The sequence below is a fragment of the Cobetia amphilecti genome, from assembly GCF_032923285.1.
GTDB lineage: Bacteria > Pseudomonadota > Gammaproteobacteria > Pseudomonadales > Halomonadaceae > Cobetia > Cobetia amphilecti.
This window is the reverse complement of sequence record NZ_CP136695.1, coordinates 2522357-2548815: the sequence shown is the minus strand read 5'-3', so window position 1 is coordinate 2548815 and position 26459 is coordinate 2522357. Positions and strand designations below refer to the sequence as shown.

Annotated in this window: 22 protein-coding genes; 15 read left to right on the top strand and 7 right to left on the bottom strand. The window is 62.9% G+C overall.

Going from position 1 to position 26459, the window contains the following annotated elements; all coding sequences use genetic code 11:
• Positions 1-106 precede the first annotated feature (106 nt).
• From R1T44_RS10885 to rbsD, 7 genes are all read right to left on the bottom strand, one after another.
• Positions 107-1318 carry a dicarboxylate/amino acid:cation symporter gene (locus R1T44_RS10885; RefSeq protein WP_054556589.1) on the bottom strand — a complete coding sequence of 404 codons (1212 nt, stop codon included), beginning with the start codon at positions 1316-1318 and terminating at the stop codon, positions 107-109.
• A gap of 254 nt (positions 1319-1572) precedes the next feature.
• Entirely contained in the window at positions 1573-2853 is a 1281-nt protein-coding gene (locus R1T44_RS10880) for an MFS transporter (protein WP_317292010.1), read from the bottom strand.
• 147 nt (positions 2854-3000) lie between these two features.
• On the bottom strand, positions 3001-4008 hold the full coding sequence (locus R1T44_RS10875) for a LacI family DNA-binding transcriptional regulator (protein WP_317292937.1): 1008 nt from the start codon (positions 4006-4008) through the stop codon (positions 3001-3003).
• 186 nt (positions 4009-4194) lie between these two features.
• Positions 4195-5097 (bottom strand): ribose ABC transporter substrate-binding protein RbsB, encoded by a 903-nt coding sequence (rbsB, locus tag R1T44_RS10870; protein ID WP_317292009.1) that lies wholly within the window; start codon positions 5095-5097, stop codon positions 4195-4197.
• 122 nt (positions 5098-5219) lie between these two features.
• Positions 5220-6197, bottom strand: a complete 978-nt coding sequence (rbsC, locus tag R1T44_RS10865; protein WP_317292008.1) for a ribose ABC transporter permease — start codon at positions 6195-6197, stop codon at positions 5220-5222.
• Positions 6197-7828 (bottom strand): sugar ABC transporter ATP-binding protein, encoded by a 1632-nt coding sequence (locus R1T44_RS10860; protein ID WP_317292007.1) that lies wholly within the window; start codon positions 7826-7828, stop codon positions 6197-6199. Before R1T44_RS10860 ends, rbsC begins: the two co-directional genes overlap by 1 nt.
• On the bottom strand, positions 7828-8697 hold the full coding sequence (gene rbsD / locus R1T44_RS10855) for a D-ribose pyranase (protein ID WP_317292006.1): 870 nt from the start codon (positions 8695-8697) through the stop codon (positions 7828-7830). Before rbsD ends, R1T44_RS10860 begins: the two co-directional genes overlap by 1 nt.
• A gap of 33 nt (positions 8698-8730) precedes the next feature.
• Here rbsD and fliD point away from each other — a divergent pair, with 33 nt between their 5' ends.
• From fliD to cheZ, 15 genes are all read left to right on the top strand, one after another.
• Positions 8731-10188 (top strand): flagellar filament capping protein FliD, encoded by a 1458-nt coding sequence (gene fliD, locus R1T44_RS10850; protein ID WP_317292005.1) that lies wholly within the window; start codon positions 8731-8733, stop codon positions 10186-10188.
• Between the two features lie 222 nt (positions 10189-10410).
• Positions 10411-10812 carry a flagellar export chaperone FliS gene (fliS, locus tag R1T44_RS10845; RefSeq protein WP_317292004.1) on the top strand — a complete coding sequence of 134 codons (402 nt, stop codon included), beginning with the start codon at positions 10411-10413 and terminating at the stop codon, positions 10810-10812.
• 2 nt (positions 10813-10814) lie between these two features.
• Positions 10815-11180 carry a flagellar protein FliT gene (locus tag R1T44_RS10840; RefSeq protein ID WP_192838854.1) on the top strand — a complete coding sequence of 122 codons (366 nt, stop codon included), beginning with the start codon at positions 10815-10817 and terminating at the stop codon, positions 11178-11180.
• 176 nt (positions 11181-11356) lie between these two features.
• Positions 11357-13276, top strand: a complete 1920-nt coding sequence (locus R1T44_RS10835; protein WP_317292003.1) for a hypothetical protein — start codon at positions 11357-11359, stop codon at positions 13274-13276.
• Between the two features lie 928 nt (positions 13277-14204).
• A complete protein-coding gene (flhD, locus tag R1T44_RS10830; RefSeq protein WP_166018115.1) occupies positions 14205-14537 on the top strand; it encodes a flagellar transcriptional regulator FlhD in 333 nt (110 codons plus the stop codon).
• Positions 14534-15100, top strand: a complete 567-nt coding sequence (flhC, locus tag R1T44_RS10825; RefSeq protein WP_054556600.1) for a flagellar transcriptional regulator FlhC — start codon at positions 14534-14536, stop codon at positions 15098-15100. Before flhD ends, flhC begins: the two co-directional genes overlap by 4 nt.
• 269 nt (positions 15101-15369) lie before the next feature.
• A complete protein-coding gene (motA, locus tag R1T44_RS10820; protein WP_176677172.1) occupies positions 15370-16239 on the top strand; it encodes a flagellar motor stator protein MotA in 870 nt (289 codons plus the stop codon).
• Positions 16240-16415: 176 nt separating this feature from the next.
• Positions 16416-17390, top strand: coding sequence for a flagellar motor protein MotB (gene motB, locus R1T44_RS10815; RefSeq protein WP_317292002.1), 975 nt, complete (start codon positions 16416-16418; stop codon positions 17388-17390).
• A gap of 82 nt (positions 17391-17472) precedes the next feature.
• Positions 17473-19815, top strand: coding sequence for a chemotaxis protein CheA (gene cheA, locus R1T44_RS10810; RefSeq protein WP_317292001.1), 2343 nt, complete (start codon positions 17473-17475; stop codon positions 19813-19815).
• A 75-nt stretch (positions 19816-19890) separates the two neighbouring features.
• The gene (locus tag R1T44_RS10805) at positions 19891-20430 is read left to right on the top strand and encodes a chemotaxis protein CheW (protein WP_176503356.1); all 540 of its coding nucleotides are present in this window, start codon (positions 19891-19893) and stop codon (positions 20428-20430) included.
• A gap of 281 nt (positions 20431-20711) precedes the next feature.
• A complete protein-coding gene (locus R1T44_RS10800) occupies positions 20712-22508 on the top strand; it encodes a methyl-accepting chemotaxis protein (protein ID WP_317292000.1) in 1797 nt (598 codons plus the stop codon).
• Positions 22509-22579: 71 nt separating this feature from the next.
• On the top strand, positions 22580-23425 hold the full coding sequence (locus R1T44_RS10795) for a CheR family methyltransferase (protein WP_317291999.1): 846 nt from the start codon (positions 22580-22582) through the stop codon (positions 23423-23425).
• 176 nt (positions 23426-23601) lie between these two features.
• Entirely contained in the window at positions 23602-24822 is a 1221-nt protein-coding gene (locus R1T44_RS10790) for a protein-glutamate methylesterase/protein-glutamine glutaminase (protein ID WP_317291998.1), read from the top strand.
• A gap of 167 nt (positions 24823-24989) precedes the next feature.
• On the top strand, positions 24990-25379 hold the full coding sequence (gene cheY, locus R1T44_RS10785) for a chemotaxis response regulator CheY (RefSeq protein ID WP_131432094.1): 390 nt from the start codon (positions 24990-24992) through the stop codon (positions 25377-25379).
• A gap of 123 nt (positions 25380-25502) precedes the next feature.
• Positions 25503-26261: a protein phosphatase CheZ gene (gene cheZ, locus R1T44_RS10780; protein ID WP_317292936.1), complete on the top strand. Its 759-nt coding sequence runs from the start codon at positions 25503-25505 to the stop codon at positions 26259-26261.
• Positions 26262-26459 lie beyond the last annotated feature (198 nt).

Genomic DNA, 26459 nt, shown 5'->3' with positions numbered 1-26459 from the left:
TGGAGATGAGCGTATGGATGGCCGCGGGCATGAAAAAGCCCCGTCTCCGAAAAGAGGCGGGGCTTTTGACGACTGTCAGCGCATGTGGCTCAGCACATGCGGCAGCTCACGGCTGTGAGCGTGCCACCGGTGCTTCGCCGGTCGCGGCATCCGGCTCCGGCGTAGCCACCACACCATCGCGGCGCGCGAAGTGATCGACCCAAAGCGCGATCACGCCATCGCCGGTGACGTTGGTGGCGGTACCGAAGCTGTCCTGGGCCAGGTACAGCGCGATCATCAGGCCAAGTTCCGCCTCGCCAAAGCCGAGCATGCTGCCCAGCACGCCAAGCGCCGCCATCACCGCGCCACCCGGTGCCCCGGGCGCGGCGATCATGGTCAGGCCCAGCATGATCAGAAATGGAATCACTTCGCCGAGGCTTGCGAGTGCCAGGTTGTGGCTCATCATCATCACGGCGGTGGCGCAGGTGACGATGGTGATGGTGGAACCGGACAGGTGGATGGTGGCGCACAGCGGCACGCTGAAGTTGGCCACTTCATCGCTGACGCCATTGGCCTTGGTCTGACGCAGGCTGACCGGAATGGTCGCCGCCGACGACATGGTGCCCAGCGCCGTCAGGTAGGCCGGCAGCATGTTGCGCAGGAGGCCCAGCGGAGAACGACGCTGGATCAGGCCGGTGATCAGGTAGGCCGTGCTCAGCCAGATCCAGTGCATCACGATCGCCAGCACCAGCACCTTCCAGAAGGTATCCAGTGTCGATAGCGCCTTGCCCTCGTAAGCCATCTCGGCAAAGGTACCGGCGATGAACAGGGGCAGCAGCGGGATGATGACGCGATTGAGGAACACCTCGACCACTTCACGCGATTCAAAGACGGCGCTTTTCAGGGTCGGCAGTTCGCGGCGGCTGATGACCACGCCGAACACGAAGGCCAGCACCAGGGCCGTCATCACCGGCAGTGCCGCGGGGATTTCGAGATCGAGAAAGGGAGTCAGGGCATCGCGGCCTTCAGCGACCGGTGCCATGCCGGACAGCATGCCGGGCAGCAGGTTGCTGGCCACCAGGAAGGCGAAGATGCCGGCCAGAATCGTCGACCCGTAGGCCATGCCGACGGTGCGACCCAGCATGGCGCCGGAATTCTTCGGCAGCGACGCGATGCCGCTCATGACGTAGAACAGGATGATCAACGGGATGGTGAAGTTGATCAGCTGGCCGATGATGACCTTGGCGGTCAGCGCGGCACGTACGAGGGCATCCGGGGCCATCAGGCCGATCAGCAGGCCGGCAATGATGCCGAGGATAAGTTTGACGATGAGCTTCATGTGGATCTCGAGGGTTTGACGGGTTCTTGCCCCGATAACGGGTCGTGAATCGCGTACCACCTCGGCGACGCACCGAAATGGCGCGCAGAGTTTACCTGAATTGCGCCACCATTTCAGGCGCCTGGCCAGCTGCCGTGGCATGGGGTGTGATTGCCCATGACTCGACGTGCTGACCAGGTGCCATCTCAGGCTCTCAGCCTTTCATCGCTTCGCTTGCGCTCTCGTCTCACTGTCTTGATCTCACTGTCCTGATCTCACTGTGTTGAAGAGGCCGAGCGGCGCTGCTTCACACCATGATGAACCAGTGCCACCGCTGCCAGTGCCAGCCCGAACAGCGACATGCCCTGCCAGCCATACACGCTCATCATCTTGACGCCGATGGCGGAACCGGCTGCCGCACCGAGGTAGTAGCACAGCATGTAGACGGCGTTCATGCGGCTCTGGGCCTTGGGGTCGATCGAGAACACGCGCACCTGGTTGGGAATCTGGGCCGCGAAGACGCCCAGGTCCAGCAGGATGATGCCGACGATCAGTCCGGCCAGGCTGTCACCCCACGCGGCGAGCACCGCGAAGGACGCCAGCACCATCACCAGGGCGAAGCTGATCAGGCGCCCCGCGCCGACACGATTGACCAGTCGGCCCGCCGCCTTGGCACCGAAGATTCCCGCCAGTCCGATGATGCCGAACAGCCCCGCCTGCTGGACGCTGTAGTCAAACGGCGCATCGGTGACGTGAATGGCCAGCGTCGCCCACATGGCATTGAAGGCCGCGAACCACAGCGCGCCGGTCAGCGCGGATTCCCGCAGCAGGGCATGTTGCTTGAACAGCGTACCCATCGAGGCGATCAGTCTGGGGTAGGCCATCTGCACGGCAGGCGCGCGGCTGGGCAGATGACGATGCAGCAGCAGACCGATGATGACGGTGATGATGGCCGCGACCAGGAAGACGCTGCGCCAGCCCCAGTATCCGCCGATGCTGCCGCTCAGGGTGCGTGACAGCAGTATGCCGATGGTCAGTCCCGTCATCAGGGTGGCGATGTTCTTGCCGCGCGCCTCGGGGGTGGAGAGCGAGGCGGTCAGCGGTATCAGCTGCTGGGTGATGTTGGCGCCCAGCCCGGCCACGAAGCTTGCCAGCAACAGCGGCCAGAAGCTGGGGGCCAGGAAGATGCCCAGTGAGGCCAGTGCCAGGGTGATGGACAGATTGCGGATCAGCTGGCGTCTGTCCATGGTGTCGCCCAACGGCGAGATCAGCAGGATGGCGGCGGCATACCCGAATTGGGTCGCGGAGGGGATCAGGCCGATCATGCCCTGGCTCACGCCCAGTGAGCGGGCCATCTCCGCCAGCAGCGGCTGGTTGTAGTACAGATTGGCGGCGGTCGCGGCGACCGCGATCGCCATCAGCAGCAACAACCCGCGGCCAATGGCGGGCGTGCTGTCGGCCTCTGGTGTCGATGCCGGCGTGTCAGTGCCTGCCTGGACAGTATCTGATCGGGCAGTGTCCGATTGGGAAGAGCTTGAAGGGGAAGTGCCTGTCACCTGGGTGTCCTCATGTTCGTGCTGCCAAGCGTGGCAGCGGTGATTCACGAGGGGCAGAGTAGGCAGTGTTGACCTATAAGAGAAATGTTGTTGTTTGATATGTTTGATGCTCATCTGGTATAGATCTGTGATCTAGCCTGGCTGCGCTCAAACGTGGCCCAGAAGGCACTGGCCTGGCCGCGCGACACTGTCGCGTTCCACCAGCCTCGGGGCCAGTTGAGTCTGGCCCGGGAAGGGGGTGCCTTCCAGACGCGCGATCAGTTGATCGACGGCCGTGGTACCCAGCGCATAGATCGGCTGGCGGATGGTGGTCAGGGCGGGTGAGAGGTAGGCACTGATCTCGATATCGTCGTAGCCGATGATCGAGAGTTGCTGAGGTACCTCAAGGCCCAGGTCCTGGGCGGCGCGCAGACAGCCCAGCGCCAGCAGGTCATTGAAGGCGAAGATGGCATCAGGTCTGTCGGCCGGATTGGCCAGCAGCAGGTGGGCCGCGCGATGACCGTCGGCCAGCATCAACTGGGTCGCGATCTGCCAGTCCTCGGCAAGTCCCAGGCCGGCGGTGTGCAGGGCGTCCAGTGCTCCGCTCAGGCGCTCGCGGGAACGGGCATGATCACGAGGCCCGGTCAGCAGGGCGATGCGCTCGATCCCCTGCGCCAGCAGGTGCTCGATGGCAAGCCTGCCCCCCAGGCGTGAATCATCATTGACTACCGTCATGTCCCAGCCCGGCTGGGGCTCGGCGTCCATCATCACCGTCGGCAGTGGCAGGGCACTGAGCGCCTCGAGAAAGCCGGCGCCGTTCTCGGCGGTCATCACCACCAGGCCATCGATGCGTCGATCCCGCAGCGTCTCGAGATAGCTGAGCTGCTTGGCATCGATATCGTCACTGTTGCACAGGATCAGGCTGTAACCTGCCTGGTAGCAGCGGTCCTCGACGCCGCGGATCACCTCGGCGAAGAAGGGGTTGTGCGCACTGGTGACAATCATCCCCAGGGTGCGGCTGCGGTTGGATTTCAGCGCACGGGCGACGCTGTCCGGTCGATAGCCGAGCGCGGCGATCGATTCGCGTACCCGCGCCTCGGTCGCACTGGCCACCGGGCGGGTGGCATTCACGACATGCGACACCGTGGTTACCGAAACTCCAGCGTGTGCCGCCACATCCTTGAGTCGAATCACTGTTCTATCCCTGGTGGTGAGCCTGATGGTGAAAGTCGAGCGGGCGTCACTGGCCCTGCGAGGCGAGCAAGACACGCCATTGATGGAAAGACGCAAAAAGACGAAAAAACGCCGGCCAGTGGCCGGCGTCCTGTCCCGCGATGCAGGCGGCGTGAGCCGTGTGATCGCTTATTCGGTGATCAGCTTGAGCGGCACGGAGATGGTCTTCTCGACGTCTTCGTCCTTGAGCAGCTTGTCGGCGGTGTCGACGCCGAGGCTGCCGATCAGTGCCGGCTGCTGGGCGACGGTGGCGTCCATCTTGCCGGCCTGCACGGCCTTGATGCCCTCATCGGTGCCATCGAAGCCGACCAGCAGGATGTCCTTGCCGGCGGCCTGCAGGGCACGCTGGGCACCGAGCGCCATCTCATCGTTCTGGGCAAAGACGGCATTCACGCCCGGATGCGCCTGCAGCAGGTTCTCCATCACGTTCAGGCCCTGGGTGCGGTTGAAGTTGGCCGGCTGAGTGGCCACCAGGCTGAGGCCTGTCTGGCCGTCGATGGCCTTCATGAAGCCTTCACCGCGATCGCGCGTGGCCGAGGCGCCAGCGACACCTTCCAGCTGCACGATCTCACCTTTGCCTGCGAGTTTCTCGGCGATGAAATTGCCTGCCAGTTCGCCACCGGCGACGTTGTCGGAGGCGACGTGCGCCGCGACCCGACCGCCGTTGGCGCTGCGATCCAGTGTCACCACCGGCACATCGCGGCCATTGGCGGTGCGCACGCTGGAGACCACGGCATCGGAATCGGTCGGGTTGATCAGCAGCAGATCGACGCCGCGGGACAGGGCGTCCTCGACATTGGACAGCTCACGCGCGGCGTCATCGCCGGAATCCAGCACGATCAGCTCGTGGCCCAGTTCCTCGGCCTTGTCCTTGGCACCCTGCTGGAGGCTGACGAAGAACGGGTTGTTCAGCGTCGAGACCACCAGCGCGATCTTGTCGGCCATGGCGGATTGCACCGGCATCAAGCTCAGGCCTGCGGCAGTGATGGCGGTGGTCAGCGTGGAGGTGAGCAGTTTTCCGTTCTTCTTCATGGCGATGGTCCTTTCGTTGTTGTCGGCGACCCGCTGGAGGGCCCCCGTGGTTGGCGCACGGGGGCGAGGGTCTTCGATGCTGCCGGGAATGAAATCGTGTTGTGTATTACGTACTTGCTCTTCTATTTCTGCGCGCGGCTGTCGATCAGTACCGCGAGCAGTATGACGGCGCCCTTGGCGATCATCTGGTAGTAGCTGGAGACGCCCATGATGTTCAGCGCATTGTTGAGCACGCCGATAACCAGTGCACCGATCAAGGTGCCGAAGATGCGTCCACGGCCACCCATCAGGCTGGTGCCGCCGATGACGACCGCCGCGATGGCGTCCAGCTCGTAACCGGTGCCGGCATTCGGCTGTGCCGAGCCCAGACGCGCGGCCAGGATGGCACCGGCCAGTGCCGCGAAGGCACCCGCAATGGCATAGACGCTGATCTTGATGCGATTGACGTTGATGCCGGACAGACGCGCGACCTTCTCACCACCGCCGACCGCATAGACGTGACGTCCGAAGCGGGTGTGATGCAGCACGCCCCAGCACAGCACGTAGACGAAGAACATCATGTAGATCGGGATTGGTACGCCGAGCCAGTAACCGCCGCCCAGATTCCAGAAGCTGTCTGCGGCTTCGCTGACGCCGATGGAGACCGGGCGGCCATCGGTGTAGACGAGCGTGGCACCACGTAGCATCGTCATCGCCACCAGCGTGACGATGAAGGCCTGGATGCGACCGAAGGCGACGAACAGGCCGGAAATGGCACCCAGGCCGGCACCGGCGATGATGGTGCCCGGCACGCTCAACCAGGGGGAGAGGCCGGCGGCGGTCATCGAGGCCGCGAAGGCGCCGGTCAGCGCCAGTACCGCGCCGACAGACAGATCGATACCCGCGGTGAGAATGACGAAGGTCACGCCCATGGCGATGATGGCATTGATGCTGGTCTGGCGGAGCACGTTGAGCAGGTTGTCGGACGACAGGAAGTTGTCGGACAGGCCGGCACTCACGGCGATCAACAGAGCCAGCGCAATCAGCGCCTTGTTCTCGACCAGCAGGCGCCTGACGTCGAGGCGGCGGCCGCTGGCGGCAGAGGAAGAAGGAGTAGACATCAGTTCGGCATCTCGTGGCGGGAAGCGGAGGAATCGGGGGTAGAAGACGGGCGGGCGGTATCGCGCGATGCAGCGTTTGTCGATGAAGTGCTGGTTTTCGAAGTGCTGTCGCCGCTGAGCGGGCTCTCGAGGCCCGAGGCCGCGGTCATGATCGCTTCCTGGGTCGCGTTCTCACGGCTGAATTCGCCGGAGATGCGCCCATCGGCGACCACCAGAATGCGATCGGCCAGACCGAGCAGCTCGGGCATTTCGGAGGAGATCAGCAGCACGCACTTGCCCTGGCGCTTGAGCTCGTTGATCAGCAGGTAGATCTCGCGCTTGGCGCCGACATCCACGCCACGGGTCGGTTCGTCGAGAATCACCAGCTCCGGCGCCGGCATCAGTGCCTTGGCCAGCGACACCTTCTGCTGGTTGCCGCCGGACAGCGTATCGACCGGCTGGTCGGTATTGCTGACCTTGATCTGCATGCTCTTGACGAAGCTTTCGACGGCGGCGGCTTCCTCGCCATGACGAATGCGCCCGAACGCGCCACAGAAACTCGGCAGGGCGCTCAACGACATGTTGCTGGCCACCGAGTGGGCGAGAATCAGGCCCGCCTGCTTGCGGTCTTCCGGTACATACACCAGGCCCGCGGCCAATGCCTCGGCCGGTGAGGAAAGTCTCACAGGCTGGCCATGCAGCTGCACGCTGCCGGCGCTGATGCGGGTATCGCCGCACAGGGCGCGGGCCAGTTCGGTGCGCCCGGCGCCCATCAGGCCGCCAAAGCCGAGCACTTCTCCGCGGCGGGCCGAGAAACTGATGCCCTTGACGCCCGGCGCCTCGAGATCCTTGACCTCGAGCATCACCTCGCCATCAGGGCTGGCGGGCGTGTAAGGGTAGCGTTCTGCCAGCTCGCGACCGACCATCAGGCGAATCAGGCCATCTTCATCCAGCTCCGCCGTCGGCCCCTGGTGGATCATCTGGCCATCGCGCAGCACGGCGACTTCATCGCACATGCTGAAGATCTCGTTCAGACGGTGGGTGATCAGGACCAGCGAGCGGCCTTCGGCGCGCAGCTCCGCGACGACCTCGGCGAGAATCTCGGTCTCGATGTCTGTCAGCGCGTCGGTGGGCTCATCCATGATGATGATCTCGGCGTCCAGCGACAGCGCACGCGCGATCTCGACCATCTGCTGCTGACCGATGCTCAGCTCGCTGACGGCGGTGCGCGAATCCAGCGATTGGCGCAGACGGTCGAGCAGCTGGCGGGCATCGCGGTGCAGGCGCTTCCAGTCGACGGTGCCCAGCGCGGTGCGTGGCTCACGGCCGAGGAAGATGTTCTCGCCGGCGGACAGGCCCGGCACCAGATTGAGTTCCTGGTGGATGATGGCGATGCGACTGTCCATCGCCTGACGCGGGGTGGTGAAGACCACTTCCTCGTCCCGCAGCCACAGCGTGCCGGCGTCATAGCGATAGACGCCGGAGAGAATCTTCATCAGCGTCGACTTGCCGGCGCCATTCTCGCCGGCCAGCGCATGCACGCGCCCCGCGCGCAGCGTCAGGTCGACACCCTTGAGCACGCTGACCCCGGAGAAGCCCTTGTCGATGCCCTTGAGTGCCATCAGCACCCGCGGTTGTGCATGGCTCTGCATCAGAAGGGCACTCCACAGTGCAGGATCACGTTGGCGTACGGCGTGCACTCGCCCGTGCGCACGATGACGCTCGCCTCGGGCAGCGCCGCCTTGAAGGCTTCATGACTGAGCTGCTGGCGAGCGATCGGTGCGAGGGACAGGCGGTCCAGGGTGTCCAGGCGTTCGACGATGGCGTTATGGAACGAGGGGCTCTTGACCGGCAGTTCCTCGGCCAGGGTCGTGGCCTCGATGCACAGCTCGGCCAGCAGGGCGTCCAGCACCGGCAGCATGGCGGGCAGGCCGGGGACTACCGCGAGATCGACACAGGGCACGCCCTCGGGAATCGGCAGGCCGGCGTCGGCGATCACCACGGTATGGGTATGGCCGAGACGGGCGAGGTGGCCACTGAGAGGTCCGTTCAAGATGCCGTGTCGTTTCACGTCGCAGTCCTTGGGTAAAGCAGGAATGAGTCGATCCAGTGTCTGAATCCGCTGGTTCACAATGGCGCCAATTATGAACCGCAAACGTTTGCGGTGCGGTAAGCGATACGTCGTAGGCGCTGTAGGGTGACTACCTTTCTGTAGTCTGAGGTCTAGTGAGGGGTGTGCTCGGGAGGTGATCAAAAAGGAAGGCGATCGAAAAAGAAGATGGTCGGAAGAAGAAGGTGGCCGAAAGAAGAAGGCGGTCGAAAGAAGAAGGCGGTCGAAAGAAGAAGGCGGTCGAAAGAAGAAGGCGCTCACACAAGAAAACGTCTGCACAAGAAAGCCCTCAAGTTCACGAACCAAGAAAGCCCTCAAGTTCACGAACCCTGTGCCGATAGCCCCAACACTCAGACAGACAAATACGCCCGGTATGCGTGCTTTTTCGCCTGATGGCGGCTCAGCGGGCATGTGAAAATACCTTCACCCTATCGAGAGGTGCATATGGCGACGATTTCATCGCTGGGGATTGGCTCTGGGCTCGACCTCAACAGTCTGCTGACGGATCTGGAGACGGCAGAGCGTCAGAAGCTCACGCCGATCGAGACCCAGCAGGCAAGTTACGAGGCCGAGTTGTCGGCCTGGGGCACGATACAAAGTCGCCTGGAATCCCTGGATACCGCCGCCGCGGCGCTGGCCGATGCCGACACCTATGCCGGCATGACCACCACCGCCATTGGCTCGGGCGTCAGTGCCACGGCAACCTCGGAAGTGAGTGCGGGCAGTTATTCGGTGGCTGTCACCCAGCTGGCGCAGGCGCAGAGTCTGGCGACGACGGGCCAGGCGAGTCGTGATGAGGCCATCGGTGATGGCACTGCGACCACGCTGACGCTGTCATTGGGCACGCTGGCCAGTGACGGCAGCTATGCGGCGGACGCCGAGCGCAGCGCCAGCATCGTCATCGACGAGAGCAACAACACGCTGGAAGGCATTCGTGATGCCATCAATGAGGCGGGTCTCGGGGTCACGGCCTCGATCGTCAATGATGGCTCCGACACGCCGTATCGCCTGGTGATGACCTCGGACGAGACGGGCAACGAGGCGGTGATGAGCCTCTCGACCAGCGGTGAGGTGGCAGAGCTCGATAGCCTGCTCAGCCATGACCCGGCGAGCTATGACGCGACAAGCAATGATCCTTCAGCCAGCGGGATGGAGGAAGTCGTCGCGGCGCGCAATGCCGAGTTCAGCGTCAACGGCATCAGCATGCAAGCCACCTCCAATGTCATCGATGATGCCGTGGATGGCTTGACCCTGACGCTTAGCGAGACCAACACGACTGCGAGCGTGGTCACCGTCAAGGAGAACGCCGAGTCGGTAAGCAAGGCGATGGAGACCTTCGTCAATGCCTACAACGACCTGCAGGACACCATCGACAATTACACCGCCTTCAATGCCGATGAAGGGACCGCGGGGGAATTGCTGGGCGATTCGACGCTGCGCACCATCGAGAGTCGCCTGACCTCGGCGCTGAATTTCACCAGTGAGGGCGATTTCTATGCGCTCTCCTCGCTGGGAGTGAGCCGTACCAACGATGGCAAGCTCGAATTCGACAGTGCCGTGATCGAGGCTGCCGACAGTGAGCAGCTGGCGGTGATGTCGGGGTTCTTCATCTCCGATGATGAGGCGGGCACCAGCGGCTTCGCCAGCCAGATGTCCAGTCTGCTGGAAGAGGTGGTCGGGGAGGACGGGACGCTGGAAAGCACCACGGAAGGCATCGAGGGGTCGTTGGAGAGTCTCGCCAGTCAGTATGAGCAGACCGAAGACACCATCGAGGCCACCATCGAGCGTTATCGGGAGCAGTTCACGGAACTCGACATCCTGGTGGCCAACCTGACATCCACCAGTGACTACCTGACCAGTCAGCTGGAAACGCTGGAAAACAGCTGGGACATGACGGGCTGATCGGTGGCTGATGCCCTGAGACATTGGTCGCTGGTCGCTGGTCACTGGTCATTGGTCATTGGTCACTGGTCACTGGTCACTGACCCAGGCCCAGGCCATCCGCCATGCGCTTGCGAGATTCGATGAGTCCGGCGATGCCCGCAGTCGAGACGGCATGCCGACGACGGCTCCATATCTGACAGAGATACTGACAAACGCCATGAACAAGGGAACCCAATCACCATGAGTCGCTATCGTGGCGCCAATGCCTATGCCCGTGTCGGCGTGGAATCCGGTGTGCTTTCCGCCAGTCCACACCAGTTGATCGTGATGTTGTTCGAGGGAGCAGACCGCGCGCTGGCGGCGGCGCGTCTGCAGATGGAGACCGGCGACGTGGTTGCCAAGGGGCAGTCGCTGGCCAAGGCGACCAGCATCGTCACCGAAGGTCTGCGTGCCTGTCTGGATCATGAGCAGGGCAATGAGGTCGCGACCAATCTTGATCGCATGTATGACTACATCGCGCGCCTGATCATGCAGGCCAACCTGGGCAACAGCCCGGAAAAGCTCGAAGAGGCGCGTCGCCTGCTCAACGAGCTGGGAGACGCCTGGCGTCAAATTGCCGTACACGACAAGGGAATGGGCTGACCATGGACAGCAATGCACTGCTCGCCGATGACACCTTCCAGCAATGCGATGAGCTGCTGGAGCAGATGAATGCCATGCTGCGTTCAGCACGCCTGGGTGATTGGCCCGCGGTACTCGGCGGGCAGGCCAGCTATATCGAGAAGATGCAGCAGCTGCGCATGCCGCGAGGTGGCAACGCCGAGACGCGCAGGGCGCTGGAACAACGTCTGCGCACGCTGACCACGCTGGAATCAGAGCTGACCGTCCAGCTCAAGGCGCGCCAGAGTCAGTTGCAGGAAGTGCTCGGGGATGTGGGTACGCGCCGCAAGCTGGCACGCAGCTATGGCCAGGGCAATTATGGCCAGGGCAGCTACGGTCAAAATAGCTGAGGTCACAGTAGCCAAGGCCAGAATAGCCAAGGCCAGAACAGCCAAGACCAGGCAAGTTACGATCAGGGCGGCCAAGCTCAGCAGAGCAAGGCTTGGTCGGGCGCGGGGAGAGCCGAGCCTCCAAGCCCTCGCGCATGACTCCCTGACGGCCTCCCTGGCAATGAGGATTGCACGACATGAGCGGCATCAATCCCTTGATCGATAGTCTGCTCCATCAGGTGTTGGGGAGGGCGGCACAACGCCCGCCGCCGGCGGACTCCGGTGTCGTCTTCCCGACCTCCGCTCTCCAGTCGCGCCAGGGGCTGGGGGCGGAAGATGGCAAGGGCAGTGGCGGCCAGAATGGCGCCAATCCGCTCTTCCATACGGGAACTGGTACAGGCTCAGGCGCAAGGCCTGCGGCCCCGTCATTGAATGCCAGCGCAGCGTTGCTGACAGCCTCGCAAGCCTCCACTTCTCCCGCTGGCGCCCTCGCGTCAGCTTCCTCTTCCCTCCCGCTGTCCGGTGCTTCCGTCGAACTGACGACGCAGACGCAGACGATGTCGCGTTTGCTCGATGCCCTGTCACAGCTGGTAGCCAGCGGCTCGCCGTCCGCGCGGGTCGGGTTGGCGCTGCCGGAAGGGCAGTCGCTGGTTTCTCTGTTGGCGCGCGGCCAGCCCTTGCCCGGTCTTCTGGCGCCCATGGCGCTGTCCAGCGCATCACTTCTCAGTCTGTCGGCGGCCTTGAGCCAGCAGATCCACCAGAGCGGGCTCTTCTACGAAGCGGACCTGCTCGCCTGGGTCGAGAATCGGCTGGGATTGGCCGACCTCGCCGGTCATCCGCAGCTTGCCAATGCCAGATTGGAGGCTCTGTTGGCCTGGCGGCAATGGCCGGTGCTGGCGGAGGCGCGCTTCATCCCCTGGGAGGCGGCACGCGAGGACGCCTTTGTCTGGCGCATGCGAGACATGCGAGCAGAGCTGCGCCGTGAGTCGCGCCCGGGCATGGCTCGCCCGAGCAGTGACATGCTCTTGCCGCCGGGTGGCATTGACGCGGCCCGACAGGGCGCTGGCTCTCATGAAGCCAGTGCGCTGGGTGCCTATCGCGCCAACATGCAATTGGGCGTCGCTCAACCTGCCGCCTCTGATGTATCTCGCCAGGCGAGTGGCTCAGACGCCCTTGCCAGCGGGCTGGTACAGCAACAGCTGTTGTTGATTCTGGGTCAGCCCTTCCATTGGCAGGGCCTGTTGATGCCCGGCCTGCATGTCTTCTTCAGCCTGTATTTCCCGGGGCCGCCTTATCGGCATCGCTCGCGGGATGAGGAGGTGCGACGTGCAGCGCCATTGGGCGTGACGCCCGTGGCTGCGCATGACGCCACACCTGACAGTCGCCGCAGTGATCACGGCGAGGCTCAACGGTGGAAGATGTCGCTGACCTTGGTGGCAGGCGACAGCGATGGCGAGGCGGGCAGCGATCGCAAACCACAGGTGACTTCCGAGCAGGAAAATCTTGCCACGCGAGACACTGCGGAGCAGGGCGAAGGGCAGGCGCCAGCGCCCGGTAGTGTGAAAAGTGCGGAAAGTGAGAGGGGGGAGAAGAGCAGGAGCAGTGAGAGCAGTAATGCTGCCGCGCGGGCAACGCTTGCACTGAACCTGACCTGGTATCAGCTCTCTGCGCCTGTGGCATTGGTGGTCGAGATAGAGCGACTGACGCAACCCTCCAGCAACGCAGGCGAGCGTGATACGGCCTTGCGCGAGCTGCAGCATGCGCTCGCGCAAGGTCTGGCCGGGATGGCGCCCAGGGTGCACGTACGCCCCGTCGATGCAGTGCCTGATCATGAGGCGCCCGCGTCTTCTGATGGCACATCTGTCGATGCCCCTCGGGCCACGGCAGAGCAAGCGACGGATTTCATGCATACCCAGGGTGAGAGGCTGGGGCAGCGCATCCAGCAGCGGGCCAATTCGCTGGGTCTGAGCGTGCATGAAATGCCCGAGTTGGTCGAAATGCTGGCCACCGGCCTGCCGGCACGCAAGGAATTGCCCACAGCCTTGATGCAGGTCGTCGTCAAGATCGCCGAGCTATGGGCAGAGAGACATCGCTCACAGAAGACGCCTTCCGAGTAAGATTCTCGAATGCCCCGCCCTGCAGGATGATGTTTCATCCTTGTACGATTCTTGCTCATTGAGTCCTGGCGAATGTTTTTATGGCATGCCACTGCATGGCGACTGTGGAGGTGTGAAGTGACACTTCAGGCGTCACGCCACAGGCCAGGATATCGAGAAATATAATTTATTTATAATATTTAAATAAAGTGTCACTCAGGCGAACTGCTTGCGTGGATCCGGTATTGAAACTCCGCCGAGGGTCGCCCTGTAAATGCAGCTCGATCCTGCATGTTGTTTGTGCCAGAACCCTCATATGCAGTGTTTTATTGTGTTGAAGCGGCGAGAGAAGCCCATTTGGGCGAGCCGCTGGCGGGTCCTCTCACAGCGTTGAAATAGCAGATAGCCCATTCTGGACAAGTGCTGACATTGCGTTATTCCTCGCCTTTACGCAGGGGTAACTTGCTGCCTGTTGGCGGCCCGTTCGGGGCAATTGCTCGATATTGTACAAGGCATGCCCCGGGTGGCGGGAAAGGGTCAGGCCCACCTTTCACGAAAATGCAACATACTGTGCGCACCATCCGCTTGCTATTGCTTTGTATGACAAATCTGGTGCATCGTGATTATGCAAGTCGTCTTGAAGACAAGATTGAGGGCTTTTCTGACACACCTTGCTGCCATTTCGGCGGCTTGATGCAGCTTTTGTGCATATAGCGTAGTGGTATGTAAAAAAATGTTGATGAAGAGTCTGGTCCATTACGTGATTAAGTATTAGAATCGCCATCTTAAAGTGGGTGGCTCATTTGGTCATGAAGCCGCTAGCCCGCATGGCGCCATTGGTCCGGCGCCATTGAGTATTTCGTTTCATCACATCAAAACCATAAGGAATGACGGTCGAGCGCCAGGGTTGGCGGTAGCTCGGGACGATCAGACCACTCAGGGAATCATGATGTCCTCACTGCTCAATGATATACAGAGTGTCAATCTGTCGTATCTTCTGCTTGTGCAGCGCTTGTTGGTCGAAGATACGGAAATGGCGCTGGTACGCCTGGGTCTCGATCAAGAGATGGCGGATCTTTTGTCTGGCATGAGTGTCAGTCAGCTGGTGTCGTTGTCGTCCTGCAATCAACTGCTGTGCGAGCTGGCGTTGGATGATGCCTCGCAGCTCAAGGGAGTCTTGCAGGGTGGGCGCGACCAGGATTTCAGCGCGATGCACACTGCCATGCTGCTGAATGCGCGCCAGAACGATGCTGGACTTCGCCAGGGGGGAGTCAGCGGATGACCCAGAAAAGTCTCGTCGATGAACTGCAACAGCTGCAGTTGGCAGTAGAGTTGATCGAACTGGGGGCCCGCCTGCAGGTGCTCGAGACGGAAACGGAGATCAGCCGCGCGCGTCTGGTCAAGCTGTACAAGGAAGTTCGTGGTGTCTCGCCGCCCAAGGGCATGCTGCCGTTTTCCACCGACTGGTTCATGACCTGGCAGCCCAATCTGCATGCGTCGCTGTTCCACGGCTTCTACCGCCGGCTCAAGGCGCAGGGCGCGTCGCGCATGAACGCCTTCGTCAAGGCGTATCGCTTCTACCTGGAGCATGTCGGCGAAGACGAGCCGGTGCTGGCGCTCACGCGCGCCTGGACGCTGGTGCGCTTTTTCGAAAGTGATCTGCTGGAAGTGGCCAGCTGCAAGACCTGCAGTGGCCATTTCGTGGTGCACGCCCACACGCCATCACACGATTACGTGTGTGGCATCTGCCAGCCGCCATCGCGTGCCGGCAAGACGGCAGCCCGCCGCAAGGCCCGTGAAGAACTGGCACTGGAGCAGTCGGCAGCCGTCGCCAGCCTCGGCTGATAGCTGTCTCGTGTCAGTGAAGGCGCCAGGATTGCGCCGGGCGAACGAGCAAGACGAGCGTGCAAAGACCAGAAGGCTTGCCCATCCCCGGGCAAGCCTTCTTGCGTTGTGCGCCATTACTCTGACGCTTAGCTCAATGCCGACTATTCGACCATGGCTCTTTCGGCAACGACTGCCTCAACGAATATTCCGCCGTGACCCTAAAGACATGCTCAGCGACGCCGATAGTCAGATTCATGCGACGTTGACCGAATGCCAAGGGGGTTATTGTGTTGTTGTTCATAGGCTATCTAGTGGTCATCGGGTCCACCCTGGGCGGGTATCTGATGGTGGGCGGGCACCTGGCGGTGCTGATGCAGCCCGCGGAATTGCTCATCATCTGTGGCTCTGCCGTCGGCGCCTTTCTGGCCGGCAACAACGGCAAGGCCATCAAGGCCACCGGCAAGGCATTCTCGAAGTTGAAGCGCACGCGTGGCTACAACAAGTCCCTGTACATGGAAGTCATCGGGCTGCTGTATCTGCTGCTGTCGCGTGCCCGTCAGCAGGGCATGCTGGCGATCGAGCAGGACATCGACAACCCGCAGGAAAGCGCCTTGTTTGCCGAGTATCCGCGCCTGCTCTCCGACCCCATTCTGATGAATTTCATCACCGACTACCTGCGCCTGATGGTCAGCGGCAACATGGACCCCTTCGAGCTCGAGTCGCTGATGGAGCACGAGATCGAGACCTTCAAGCACGAGACCGAGATTCCGGTGCATTCCCTCTCGGCGGTGGCTGATGGCCTGCCGGCTTTCGGGATCGTCGCCGCCGTGATGGGGGTGGTGCATGCGCTGGCCTCGGCGGACCAGGGCGCCGCCCAGCTGGGCGTGTTGATCGCCAATGCCATGGTCGGCACCTTCCTCGGCATCCTGCTGGCCTATGGCTTCGTCACGCCGGTCGCCAACAAGATCCAGCACGAGGTGCATGAGGCCGTGAAGATGATGCAGTGCATTCGCGTCATCCTGATGGCCTCGCTCAATGGCTATGCCCCGCAGGTCGCGGTGGAATTCGGCCGCAAGGCGTTGTTCACCGCCGAGCGCCCCAGCTTCAACGAGCTGGAAGAGCATGTGCGCGAGATCAAGAACAAGGGTGCGGGCTGATATGGCGTTGCTGTTTCTCGCCAGTTCGTCAGTCGCAAGTGCGTCTCTCGCAAGTGCATCACTCACAAGTGCGTCAGTCGCAAGCGTGTCCGTCACCTGCGTGCCAGTGACACAGGTATCGCTGGCTGTCGTGGTCGAGGCAGTGGGTGTCTCTGGACTGAAGCTCGGAGGTCTCGATGAGTGAAGAGCGCAGACCCATCGTCATCAAGCGGCCGCGTATCGTCAAAGGGCATCATGGCGGTGGTTGGAAGATCGCCTACGCCGACTTCATGACCGCGATGATGGCCTTCTTCCTGGTGATGTGGGTGATCTCGAATGCCTCGGATGACGACCTGCGGGAAATCTCCGACTACTTCGGTGCGCCGCTGGAAGTCTCGCTGCTGGGGGGCGATCGCAATTCGGCCTCCAGCAGTGCCATTCCCGGCGGCGGCTTCATGGCCGAGCAGACCCAGGGCGAGAAGGGCGCTGATCTGCAACGCCTGCAGCGCCAGGCGCTTGCCGATGATTCCCGCATGGCCGCCATTCGCGACGAGATCGACACCACCATGACGCAGCGCATGGCCGATGACGCGGACCTGGCCGAACTGCGTGAGCAGCTGCAGATCGAGCTGACCTCCGAAGGCCTGCGCATCCAGATCACCGATAGCGATCAGCACCCGATGTTCGCGTTGGGCAGCAAGCAACCCTCGCCACAACTGTCGCAGTTGCTTGGCTTGCTGGCGCCGATTCTCAAGCGGCTGCCCAATCATCTGAGCATCACCGGGCATACCGACAATCGTCCCTTTGTCGGTGAAGGCGGCTACGGCAACTGGGAGCTCTCCACCGATCGCGCCAATGCCGCGCGCCGCGTGCTGGGCAACAGTGGGCTGCCCTATGAGCGCATCGTGCGTGTGGTCGGCATGGGCTCGCGCATCAGCCTCGACAGCCAGAACCCTGAGGCCGCCATCAATCGTCGCATCAGCCTGATGGTGCTCAGCCAGTCGGCCTATCGCGATATCACCGACAGCAACGGCGTCAATCCCCGGCCCGCCGAGGACATCAACAGCCTGCGCGAGCGTCTCGAGCAGCTGGCAAGCCCGGTACGCGTGACGAATCCCGTCGCTGGCAGTCCTGTCGCCGACAGCCCCGTCGCTTCCGGGCTGGACAGCTGAGTGCGCTCAAGGCGCCTCATGTCAGAACTCAAGCGGCGCCGTTTCCCGTGTGATAGCGCAATGACAGCCAGCGAGAACATGCATGGATATCAGTGAGTTTTACGACACCTTCTTCGAGGAGGCGCAGGAGCTGCTGGCCGAGATGGAGCGCCTGCTGCTGGCGCTGGATGTCGAGGCGCCGGATGCCGAGCAGCTCAACGCCATCTTTCGTGCGGCCCATTCCATCAAGGGCGGTGCCGCGACCTTCGGCTTCACGGTCTTGCAGGACACCACCCATCACCTCGAGAACCTGCTGGACCGTGCCCGCCGTGGCGAGTTGCGGTTGAGCATTCAGCATATCGATCGCTTTCTGGAGACAAAGGACATGCTCGACGACCAGTTGGCGGCCTATCGCAATGCCCAGTCCCCCGACCCCGAGGCCTACGCGCATATCGTCGCGGTGCTCAAGCAGCTGGGCGAGGAGCCGTCGGTGATGGATGCCTCGAGCGAACCAGTGCCATCTGACATTGATGGCCCGAGCCTACCAGGGCCGTCAGGCGAAGCGTCTGCGCCAGTCGGCAGCGATATGGCCACGCCGTCTGCGCTCGAGTCACACCCCAGCGCCGACGCAAGTGTGCCGTTGCTCTCGGTCACTCTGATGTTCGTCGCCGACCGCGAGCGTGAACTGCTGATCGAAGAGCTGGCCAACCTCGGTGAGGTCATCTCCAGCAGCGGTGACGAGCAGGTATGTCGCGTCATCGTGAGTACCACGGTCAGCGCTGCGGATATCGAGGCAGTAATGTGCTTCGTCATCGAGCCGGAGCAGATTCTGATCGAGCCCGCGACACCCGCTCCCCCAGCGGAGGTTGATGACGTAGTTGATGGCGTAGTGGGCGGCGTAGTGGGCGGCGTAGCGGATGGGCAGGTTGAAGCGCTGACTGAAAAGCAGGCCGAGGACGTCGCCGACGGCATGGCTGACGACGCAGCGGTCGAACTTGCTGACCAGCCAGCGCCTGCGGAAGCGACAGTCGATGCAGGCTCGTCGCCACGACTTTCCTCTGCTGGCGCGGCAGAATCGTCCTCCGCTGGCATGAAAGAGTCGCCCCCCGCTGGCGCGGCAGGGCCATCTGCCGCTGCCCCGGCGAGTGGCGAGCGACGCAGCCAGTCGGGGCGGCGCGCCACTGATGCGCCCACCGAGCAGGGCTCCATCCGCGTCGGCGTCGACAAGGTCGATACCATCATCAACCTGGTCGGCGAGCTGATCATCACCCAGTCGATGCTGGAGCAGACGGCATCGGCGACCACGCCGCCGGATCAGGCGGCGCTGGTCAGTGGCATCAGCCAGCTGCAGCGCAATGCACGAGATCTGCAGGAAGCGGTGATGTCGGTGCGCATGATGCCGATGGATTACGTGTTCTCGCGGTTTCCGCGCCTGATTCGCGACCTTGCCTCGCGGCTGGGCAAGCAGGTCGAGCTGGTCAGCCAGGGGCATGACACCGAGCTGGACAAGAGCCTGACCGAGCGCATCATCGATCCGCTGACCCATCTGGTGCGCAACAGCCTCGATCATGGCATCGAATCGCCCAGCGAGCGTGAGGCGAGTGGCAAGAGCGCCCACGGCACCCTGACGCTGTCTGCCCGCCATCAGGGCGGCAATATCGTCATCGAGGTGATGGATGACGGCGCTGGCCTCGATCGCGCGCGCATTCTGGCCAAGGCGCGCAGCAACGGCCTGGCGGTCAGCGATGGCATGAGCGACGACGAGGTCTGGCAGCTGATCTTCGCCCCCGGCTTCTCGACGGCCGAGCAGGTCAGTGACGTCTCGGGGCGTGGAGTCGGCATGGATGTGGTCAAGCGCAACATCCAGGCGCTGGGCGGGCACGTGGAGCTTGCCTCCGTGACCGGGCAGGGCACCACCACACGCATTGTGCTGCCGCTGACGCTGGCGATCCTCGAGGGCATGGCCATACGCGTCGGCGAGGAAATCTACATCCTGCCGCTGTCGGTGGTGGTGGAGTCGTTGCAGCCGCAGGCCGACATGCTGTTCAGCATGGTCGGCAATGATCGCCTGCTGAAAGTGCGGGACGAATACCTGAGTCTGGTCGCCTTGCATGAGGTATTCGCGGTGCCGGGCGCCCAGACCCAGCCCGAGCAGGGCATCGTGGTGGTGGTGCAGGGCAAGGGGCGTCACTACGCCTTGCTGGTGGATGAGTTGATCGGTCAGCAGCAGGTGGTGGTCAAGAATCTCGAAAGGAATTATCGCAAGGTGCCAGGCGTCTCTTCGGCGACGATCCTGGGCGATGGGCGGGTGTCGCTGATTCTGGATGTCTCGGACCTGCATCGCCTCGCCAACCAGATGCCAGCGGTGCAGCGGCAGGCAGAGGTCGTCACTGAGTCCGCCATGCCTCAGGGCGCCATCATGTCCCGGGGCGCCATTGTCAGCTGAGGCGCTGGCCGTTCACCGGCCGCATTCTCGCCCCTTGCGCCTCGGCGCGAAGCTCCACCCCATCACAGACAGGAGATGAGCATGTCTCACACTCAAGTTGCCGCGGCGCAGACGTCCAATGTCGGCCTGGCGCAGGACCACGCCTCCAAGGTCAATGACGGCGGCGAATACCTGGTATTCAGCCTCGGCGAGGAGCACTACGCCGTGGATATCCTCAAGGTGCAGGAGATTCGCGGTTACGAGAACGTCACGCGTATCGCCAATGCACCGGCCTTCATCAAGGGCGTGACCAACCTGCGTGGCGTCATCGTGCCGATCGTCGATCTGCGGCTGAAGTTCCAGCTGGGTCAGGCTGAATACACCGCGCAGACGGTGGTGATCGTGATCAATATCGGTGAGCGTGTGGTCGGCATCGTCGTCGATGGCGTCTCCGATGTGATCAGCCTCGCGGCCGATCAGGTGCTGCCGCCGCCGGAATTCGGTGCGCGCATGAACAGTGACTTCCTGGCGGGGCTGGCGACCGTCAACGATCACATGCTGCTGATCATGGATATCGAGCACATGATGACCAGTGATGAAATGGCGCTGATGGAGCCCGCGGCGCAGCCGGCATGACCTGCTGTCTCGCGGCATGAGTCAGGCGCAATAGGCGGCATGCTGCCTGCGGCGTGTGCTCGCCTGATCTCGCAAGCTTTTCCACCCGTTTCGCCTTGAGCGCCGCTGGCCTGCTGGTCAGCGGCGCTCTTGCGTTCAAGAACTGCCGACAGCGGCCGATAAGGTGTGCACCACAAGGTCGTGGGCGGCTGTACCGGGCAATGACGGTCATGCTGCCGGTCAGTGGTCTCGCCGGGTCAATGACGATCACGCTGTGACGAGTACGAGGCTAAGCAAGGGCAATGCGAAACAATCAGCCGGTGACGGCAAGGGAATACCCCATTGGTGAGCATGACTACCTGATCTCGCGTACCGATCTCAAGGGACGCATCACCTACGCCAACTCTGTCTTCATCGAGGTCAGTGGCTTCACGCGTGATGCCTTGATGGGTGCGCCGCACAATCTGGTGCGCCACCCCGACATGCCAGAAGCCGCCTTCGAGAATCTGTGGTCGACGCTCAAGCAAGGCGAAAGCTGGCAGGGACTGGTCAAGAATCGACGCGAGAATGGCGACTATTACTGGGTCGACGCCTGTGTGACGCCGCTGATCGAGCAGGGCGAGGTGATGGGGTTTGCCTCGGTGCGCGTCAAGGCCAGTCGCGAGCAGATCGACCAGGCCGAGCAGGTCTACGCGGGCCTCAAGCAGGGCAAGCGCGACTATCGCTTGAGCAAGGGCCGCATCGTGCGTGCTGGTTTTACGGGGGCCTTCAAGCGCCTCACCCAGTGGCGCATGGCGCCGCGTATCGCGCTGCTGGCCGCACTGCCGTTGGTGGCCGGAGCCTTGATGGGCAGCGAGCTGCTGCAGGTGCTGGCCGATAGCCAGGCGCATGCACGTACCGTGCTGACCCAGCTGTCTGCCGAGCTGCCCGCGGCGCAGCTGGCGGCGCTTGAGCAGCGCCAACAAGCGCTTGAGGCGAGCCATGCGCGTCTGGAGTGGGGGCTGTGGATCGCCTTCGCTGGCGTGGGCGTGGTGTCGCTGTGGTTGGCACTGCGTACCTACCGCAGCCTGGTGCGTCCGCTGCGCAGCACCCTGGATTTCGCACGCCAGATCGCCGCGGGCAATCTTTCCCAGTCGATGACGCTGGCGGGCAATGATGAGATGGCACGTCTGGTACGAGCGCTGGACAGCATGCGCAAGTCACTGGTCGGCATTGTCAGCGAGGTCAATGCGGGCATCAATGTGGTCAGGCCTGCCGCCGGCGACATGGCACACGGCAATCAGGAATTCTCGGCGCGGGTCGAACAGCAGGCGGCATCGTTGGAAGAGACGGCGGCCAGCATGGAGCAGATGACCGGCACCGTGCGCCAGAATGCCGACAATGCCATCCAGGTCTCGCAACTGGCTGATCAGGCCACGCGCTCCTCCAATGAGGGTGGTGAGGCGATGCAGGCGGTAGTGGCGCGCATGCAGGGGATTACCGCCACCTCTGAAAAGATGGCCGACATCATCAAGGTGATCGACTCGATCGCCTTCCAGACCAATCTGCTGGCCCTCAATGCCTCGGTGGAGGCCGCGCGCGCCGGTGAACATGGTCGCGGCTTTGCCGTGGTGGCCGGTGAGGTGCGCAATCTGGCCTCCCGCAGTGCCGAGGCGGCGCGCGAGATCAAGGCCCTGATCGATACCACCCAGCGGGAGATCAGCGATGGCGGTGATCAGGTCGAGGCGGCGCGCGGCACCATGGAGGCGATCGTGACCGGCATCTCGCGGGTCAATGATCTGATCGCCGAGATCTCCTCGGCCTCGCGTGAGCAGAGCGGCGGCATCGAGCAGATCAATACCGCCATCAACGAGATGGACCAGGCCACCCAGCAGAACGCCCAGCGTGTGATGAGCAGCGCCCATCTGGCGCAGGATCTCGAGCGTTCGGTCGCGGGGCTGTCGCACGCGGTCAACGTCTTCCGCTTTGGCGGCGAAGGCCCGGAGCAGATTCCCGCACGCCTGCCGGGGGACGCCTCAGCCGAGCAATCTTCTTCTGTGCACGCTCAGGCCGCGACTCGAGCGCAGGTGCCTGGCGGCTCACAGGGTCCGCGACGGTGACAGATCTCACGCCGCCACCCGTCTGGTCCGCCCCGTCACCGGCCTCCCATGCCCTCGGGCGGGACCTGGTGATGACCGATGACGACTTCGAGCGCATCGCGCGCCTCATCTATCAGCGCGCCGGCATCGTGCTGGCGCGTCACAAGCGTGAGATGGTCTACAGCCGTCTGTCGCGCCGGCTCAGAGTGCATGGTCTGACGCGTTTCCATGACTATCTGACCATGCTGGAGGCCAGCCTGAGTCGCAGTGATCACGACGAGTGGCCTGCCTTCATCAATGCGCTGACCACCAATCTGACCGCGTTCTTTCGCGAGCCCCATCACTTCGTCATGCTCGAGAACTTCCTGCGCGAGCGCCTGCATCGTCAGGTGTCGGGTCAGCGAGCGCCGCTGCGTATCTGGTGTGCCGCCGCCTCGACCGGGGAGGAGCCCTATTCCATCGCGATGGTACTGCGCGAGGTGTTGGGAGCCGCGGCGAATCAGGTCGAGCTGATCGCCACCGATATCGACACGGACGCGCTGCGGGAAGCCGAACTCGGCATCTACCCCTTCGAGCGCATCGCCAAACTGGGTGAGCAACGCTGCAAGCGCTTCATGCTGCGTGGCAGCGGCAGTCGCCAGGGGCAGGTGAGGGTGCGCCCGGAGATCAAGCAGCTGGTGCGCTTTCGCCACCTGAATCTGCTGGATAGCCACTGGGACCTCGGTAGCGGCTTTGACGTGATCTTCTGTCGCAACGTGATGATCTACTTCGACAAGCAGACCCAGTCACGTCTGCTGGACCGCTTCGCACTGATGCTCAAGCCCGATGGACTGTTGTTTGCCGGTCATTCCGAGAATTTCTCATGGCTCAATGATGCCTTCACGCTGCGCGGCCAGACGGTCTATACCCTGTCTCGCCGCCGGACGGAGGGCGCGTGATGCGTCGTGATGGCTGGTGATGATTCCCTTTCCCTTACCCACTCTCCAGGAGTGTCTGGATGCCTACCCCCGCTTCATCGTCATGCTCGGTCTCAAGGTCAAATGCTGGTTCAAGGTCAGATTCGAACTCAAGTGCAGCTGCTGGCGCAGGCACGACCCAGGCCGGGGCGGGGCGCATGATCCGTGTGCTGTGTGTCGATGACTCCGCGCTGATCCGTGAGTTGATGGTCGAGATCATCAATGCCCAGCCTGACATGCAGGTCGTGGCCACCGCGCCGGACCCGCTGGTCGCGCGAGACCTGATCAAGCGTCACGAGCCGGATGTGCTGACGCTGGATGTGGAAATGCCACGCATGGATGGGCTGGACTTCCTCGAGCGCCTGATGCGCCTGCGACCGATGCCGGTGGTAATGGTGTCTTCGCTGACCGAACGCGGCGGAGAAATCACGCTGCGCGCGCTGGAGCTGGGTGCGGTGGATTTCGTCTCCAAGCCGCGTCTGGGCATACGTGGCGGCATGCTCGAGTATGCCGAGACGATTGCCGACAAGATTCGCGCCGCCGCGCGGGCGCGTGTGCGGCCTGCGGGTCGCGCCGTGACGTCGCCATCTGCTGGCAGTGCACAGGCCGGCTCGGCCCTGTCCAATTCGGCGCTGTCCAATTCGGCCCTGTCCAGCCTGTCTCAGTCCCATCCATATCAGTCCAGTCTGGCAGACAGGTCAGTCGCCGCTTCGGTCGCCGCCCCGGTCAGTCAGGACAAGGAAAGCCCGCCTGCGATCGCTGCTGCCAGCCGCCGGCCATTGCTGTCGAGCGAGAAGCTGATCGCGGTGGGGGCCTCGACCGGCGGGACCGAGGCGATACGCGCGGTGTTGCAGTCGTTGCCGGCGGATGCGCCGGCCATCCTTGTGACTCAGCACATGCCGCCGGGCTTCACGCGCTCGTTCGCCGAGCGACTCAATGGGCTGTGTCGTATCGCCGTCAAGGAAGCTGCGCACGGTGAGCGCATCCTGCCGGGGCATGCCTATATCGCGCCTGGCGACGCCCACCTGACGCTGTCGCGCAGCGGGGCCAACTATGTGGTCACCCTCGATCAGCGTCCACCGGTCAATCGTCACCGCCCATCGGTGGATGTGCTGTTCGATTCCGTGGCGCGGGTGGCCGGTCGCAACGCCGTGGGCGTGATCCTGACCGGCATGGGCCGCGACGGCGCGCGGGGGTTGTTGCAGATGCGCGAAGCCGGCGCCCACACCATCGCCCAGGACGAGCAAAGCTGCGTGGTCTACGGCATGCCGCGGGAAGCCGTCGAGCTCGGGGCCGCAGAAAGCGTGTTGCCGTTGAGTCGCATCAGTGGGCATCTGCTCCACCTGGTACAGCTGGCCGGGCGTTCGCAACGCGTCTAGACCGCTTCGATCTGCCTGGGCGTGGAGGTTAAGTGGGTGTGAGTTGCCGGCAAGGAGAAGGTGGGCGCAGAGGGTAAAGTCTGCCGGCTTGTGGCCGATAACCCCCTCACAAGGCTGGAATTTTCAGCCGTTCCCTCATGTGATTCTGGAAGAGAGCCCGACCGCTGATGGCCGACAAGAACCTGCGAATCCTCGTCGTCGACGACTTTCCCACCATGCGTCGGATCGTGCGCAACCTGCTCAAGGAGCTCGGCTTCACCAATGTGGAGGAAGCCGAAGATGGGCAACAGGCCCTGGAGTTCCTGAATCAAGGCAGCTTCGAGCTGGTGATCTCCGACTGGAACATGCCCAACCTCGATGGGCTCGAGATGCTCAGACGCGTGCGTGCCAATCCCGCCACGGCCACGTTGCCGGTGCTGATGGTCACCGCTGAGGCCAAGAAGGAAAACATCATTGCCGCTGCCCAGGCCGGTGCCAGTGGCTATGTGGTCAAGCCCTTCACGGCGGCGGTGCTGGAAGAGAAGCTGGGCAAGGTCTTCGAGAAACACGGCCTCTGAGCCATCGCGCCACGCTGGCCGGGCCACGCTGATCGCGTCGTTGGTCATATCAAGGAGGGTGTCATGAGTCATCTGGAATCATCATCTGAACCCCAGTCATCCTCGGGCGCTGATCCTGGTGTGATGGCGCGCGATGGGGCGGCCAATCCCGCCAGGACGGGGGACAGCAGCGAAGACCTGATTCGGCGTATCGGCCAGCTGACACGCATGCTGCGCGACAACATGCGTGAACTGGGGCTGGATCGGGAGATCGAACGTGCTGCCGAGGCGATCCCCGATGCTCGTGATCGCCTCAATTACGTGGCCAGCAAGACGGAGCAGGCGGCAGATCGTGCCCTCAATGCCTGTGAGCGGGCCCAGCCGCTGCAGGATGCTCTGGCCAGTGAGGCGAAGTCGCTCAGCGGGCGCTGGGACGCCTGGTTTGCCGAGCCGGTGGCCCTGGATCAGGCGCGTGAATTGGTGATCGACACGCGTGCCTATCTGGCCGTGGTGCCTGATCAGACCAGCGCCACCAACAGCGAATTGCTCGAAATCATGATGGCGCAGGATTTCCAGGACCTCACCGGTCAGGTGATCAAGCGCATGATGGATGTCATCCAGCAGATCGAGATGCAGCTGTTGCAGTTGCTGCTCGACAATGTCCCGGAGGGTCATGCACGTTCGGCGATGGCGTCTTCCGGGCAGGCCGCCACCCCGGCGGCCGCTGCGGGGCTTTCGGCAGCAGCGCTTTCAGCCTCGGCGCTGGATGAGCAGGCAGCATCCAGTGCCGGGGATGCCCAGTCTGGTGCCTTGCTCAATGGCCCCCAGGTGCGAGCCGATGCACCGGGGGTGGTCGCCAGTCAGGATGAAGTCGATGACCTGCTGGATAGCCTCGGTTTCTAGCCGCCTTCTCGGTAGTGGCACCTGCTGGTCCTTGTTCTTCATACCTTGCACTTCAAACCCTGCCCGTCATGCCCTTGCCCGTCCACGTCCCGTGAGGCGGGCAAGGGCGTTTTTGGGCGCTATTCCGCGCTTTGATCCCCGCCGTGCTTGGCACAATGAGGCCCATTATCGGCATGAAGCGTTCGCCGTGCGCGCCAG

What these genes read in the sequence shown, in the direction of transcription:
- R1T44_RS10885 (WP_054556589.1), bottom strand. Translation starts at nt 1,318, where the DNA reads ATGAAGCTCATCGTCAAACTTATCCTCGGCATCATTGCCGGCCTGCTG.
- rbsB (WP_317292009.1), bottom strand. Translation starts at nt 5,097, where the DNA reads ATGAAGAAGAACGGAAAACTGCTCACCTCCACGCTGACCACCGCCATC.
- rbsC (WP_317292008.1), bottom strand. Translation starts at nt 6,197, where the DNA reads ATGTCTACTCCTTCTTCCTCTGCCGCCAGCGGCCGCCGCCTCGACGTC.
- R1T44_RS10860 (WP_317292007.1), bottom strand. Translation starts at nt 7,828, where the DNA reads ATGCAGAGCCATGCACAACCGCGGGTGCTGATGGCACTCAAGGGCATC.
- rbsD (WP_317292006.1), bottom strand. Translation starts at nt 8,697, where the DNA reads ATGCCCGCTGAGCCGCCATCAGGCGAAAAAGCACGCATACCGGGCGTA.
- fliD (WP_317292005.1), top strand. Translation starts at nt 8,731, where the DNA reads ATGGCGACGATTTCATCGCTGGGGATTGGCTCTGGGCTCGACCTCAAC.
- fliS (WP_317292004.1), top strand. Translation starts at nt 10,411, where the DNA reads ATGAGTCGCTATCGTGGCGCCAATGCCTATGCCCGTGTCGGCGTGGAA.
- R1T44_RS10840 (WP_192838854.1), top strand. Translation starts at nt 10,815, where the DNA reads ATGGACAGCAATGCACTGCTCGCCGATGACACCTTCCAGCAATGCGAT.
- R1T44_RS10835 (WP_317292003.1), top strand. Translation starts at nt 11,357, where the DNA reads ATGAGCGGCATCAATCCCTTGATCGATAGTCTGCTCCATCAGGTGTTG.
- flhD (WP_166018115.1), top strand. Translation starts at nt 14,205, where the DNA reads ATGTCCTCACTGCTCAATGATATACAGAGTGTCAATCTGTCGTATCTT.
- flhC (WP_054556600.1), top strand. Translation starts at nt 14,534, where the DNA reads ATGACCCAGAAAAGTCTCGTCGATGAACTGCAACAGCTGCAGTTGGCA.
- motB (WP_317292002.1), top strand. Translation starts at nt 16,416, where the DNA reads ATGAGTGAAGAGCGCAGACCCATCGTCATCAAGCGGCCGCGTATCGTC.
- cheA (WP_317292001.1), top strand. Translation starts at nt 17,473, where the DNA reads ATGGATATCAGTGAGTTTTACGACACCTTCTTCGAGGAGGCGCAGGAG.
- R1T44_RS10805 (WP_176503356.1), top strand. Translation starts at nt 19,891, where the DNA reads ATGAGCATGTCTCACACTCAAGTTGCCGCGGCGCAGACGTCCAATGTC.
- R1T44_RS10800 (WP_317292000.1), top strand. Translation starts at nt 20,712, where the DNA reads ATGCGAAACAATCAGCCGGTGACGGCAAGGGAATACCCCATTGGTGAG.
- R1T44_RS10795 (WP_317291999.1), top strand. Translation starts at nt 22,580, where the DNA reads ATGACCGATGACGACTTCGAGCGCATCGCGCGCCTCATCTATCAGCGC.
- R1T44_RS10790 (WP_317291998.1), top strand. Translation starts at nt 23,602, where the DNA reads ATGATCCGTGTGCTGTGTGTCGATGACTCCGCGCTGATCCGTGAGTTG.
- cheY (WP_131432094.1), top strand. Translation starts at nt 24,990, where the DNA reads ATGGCCGACAAGAACCTGCGAATCCTCGTCGTCGACGACTTTCCCACC.
- cheZ (WP_317292936.1), top strand. Translation starts at nt 25,503, where the DNA reads ATGGCGCGCGATGGGGCGGCCAATCCCGCCAGGACGGGGGACAGCAGC.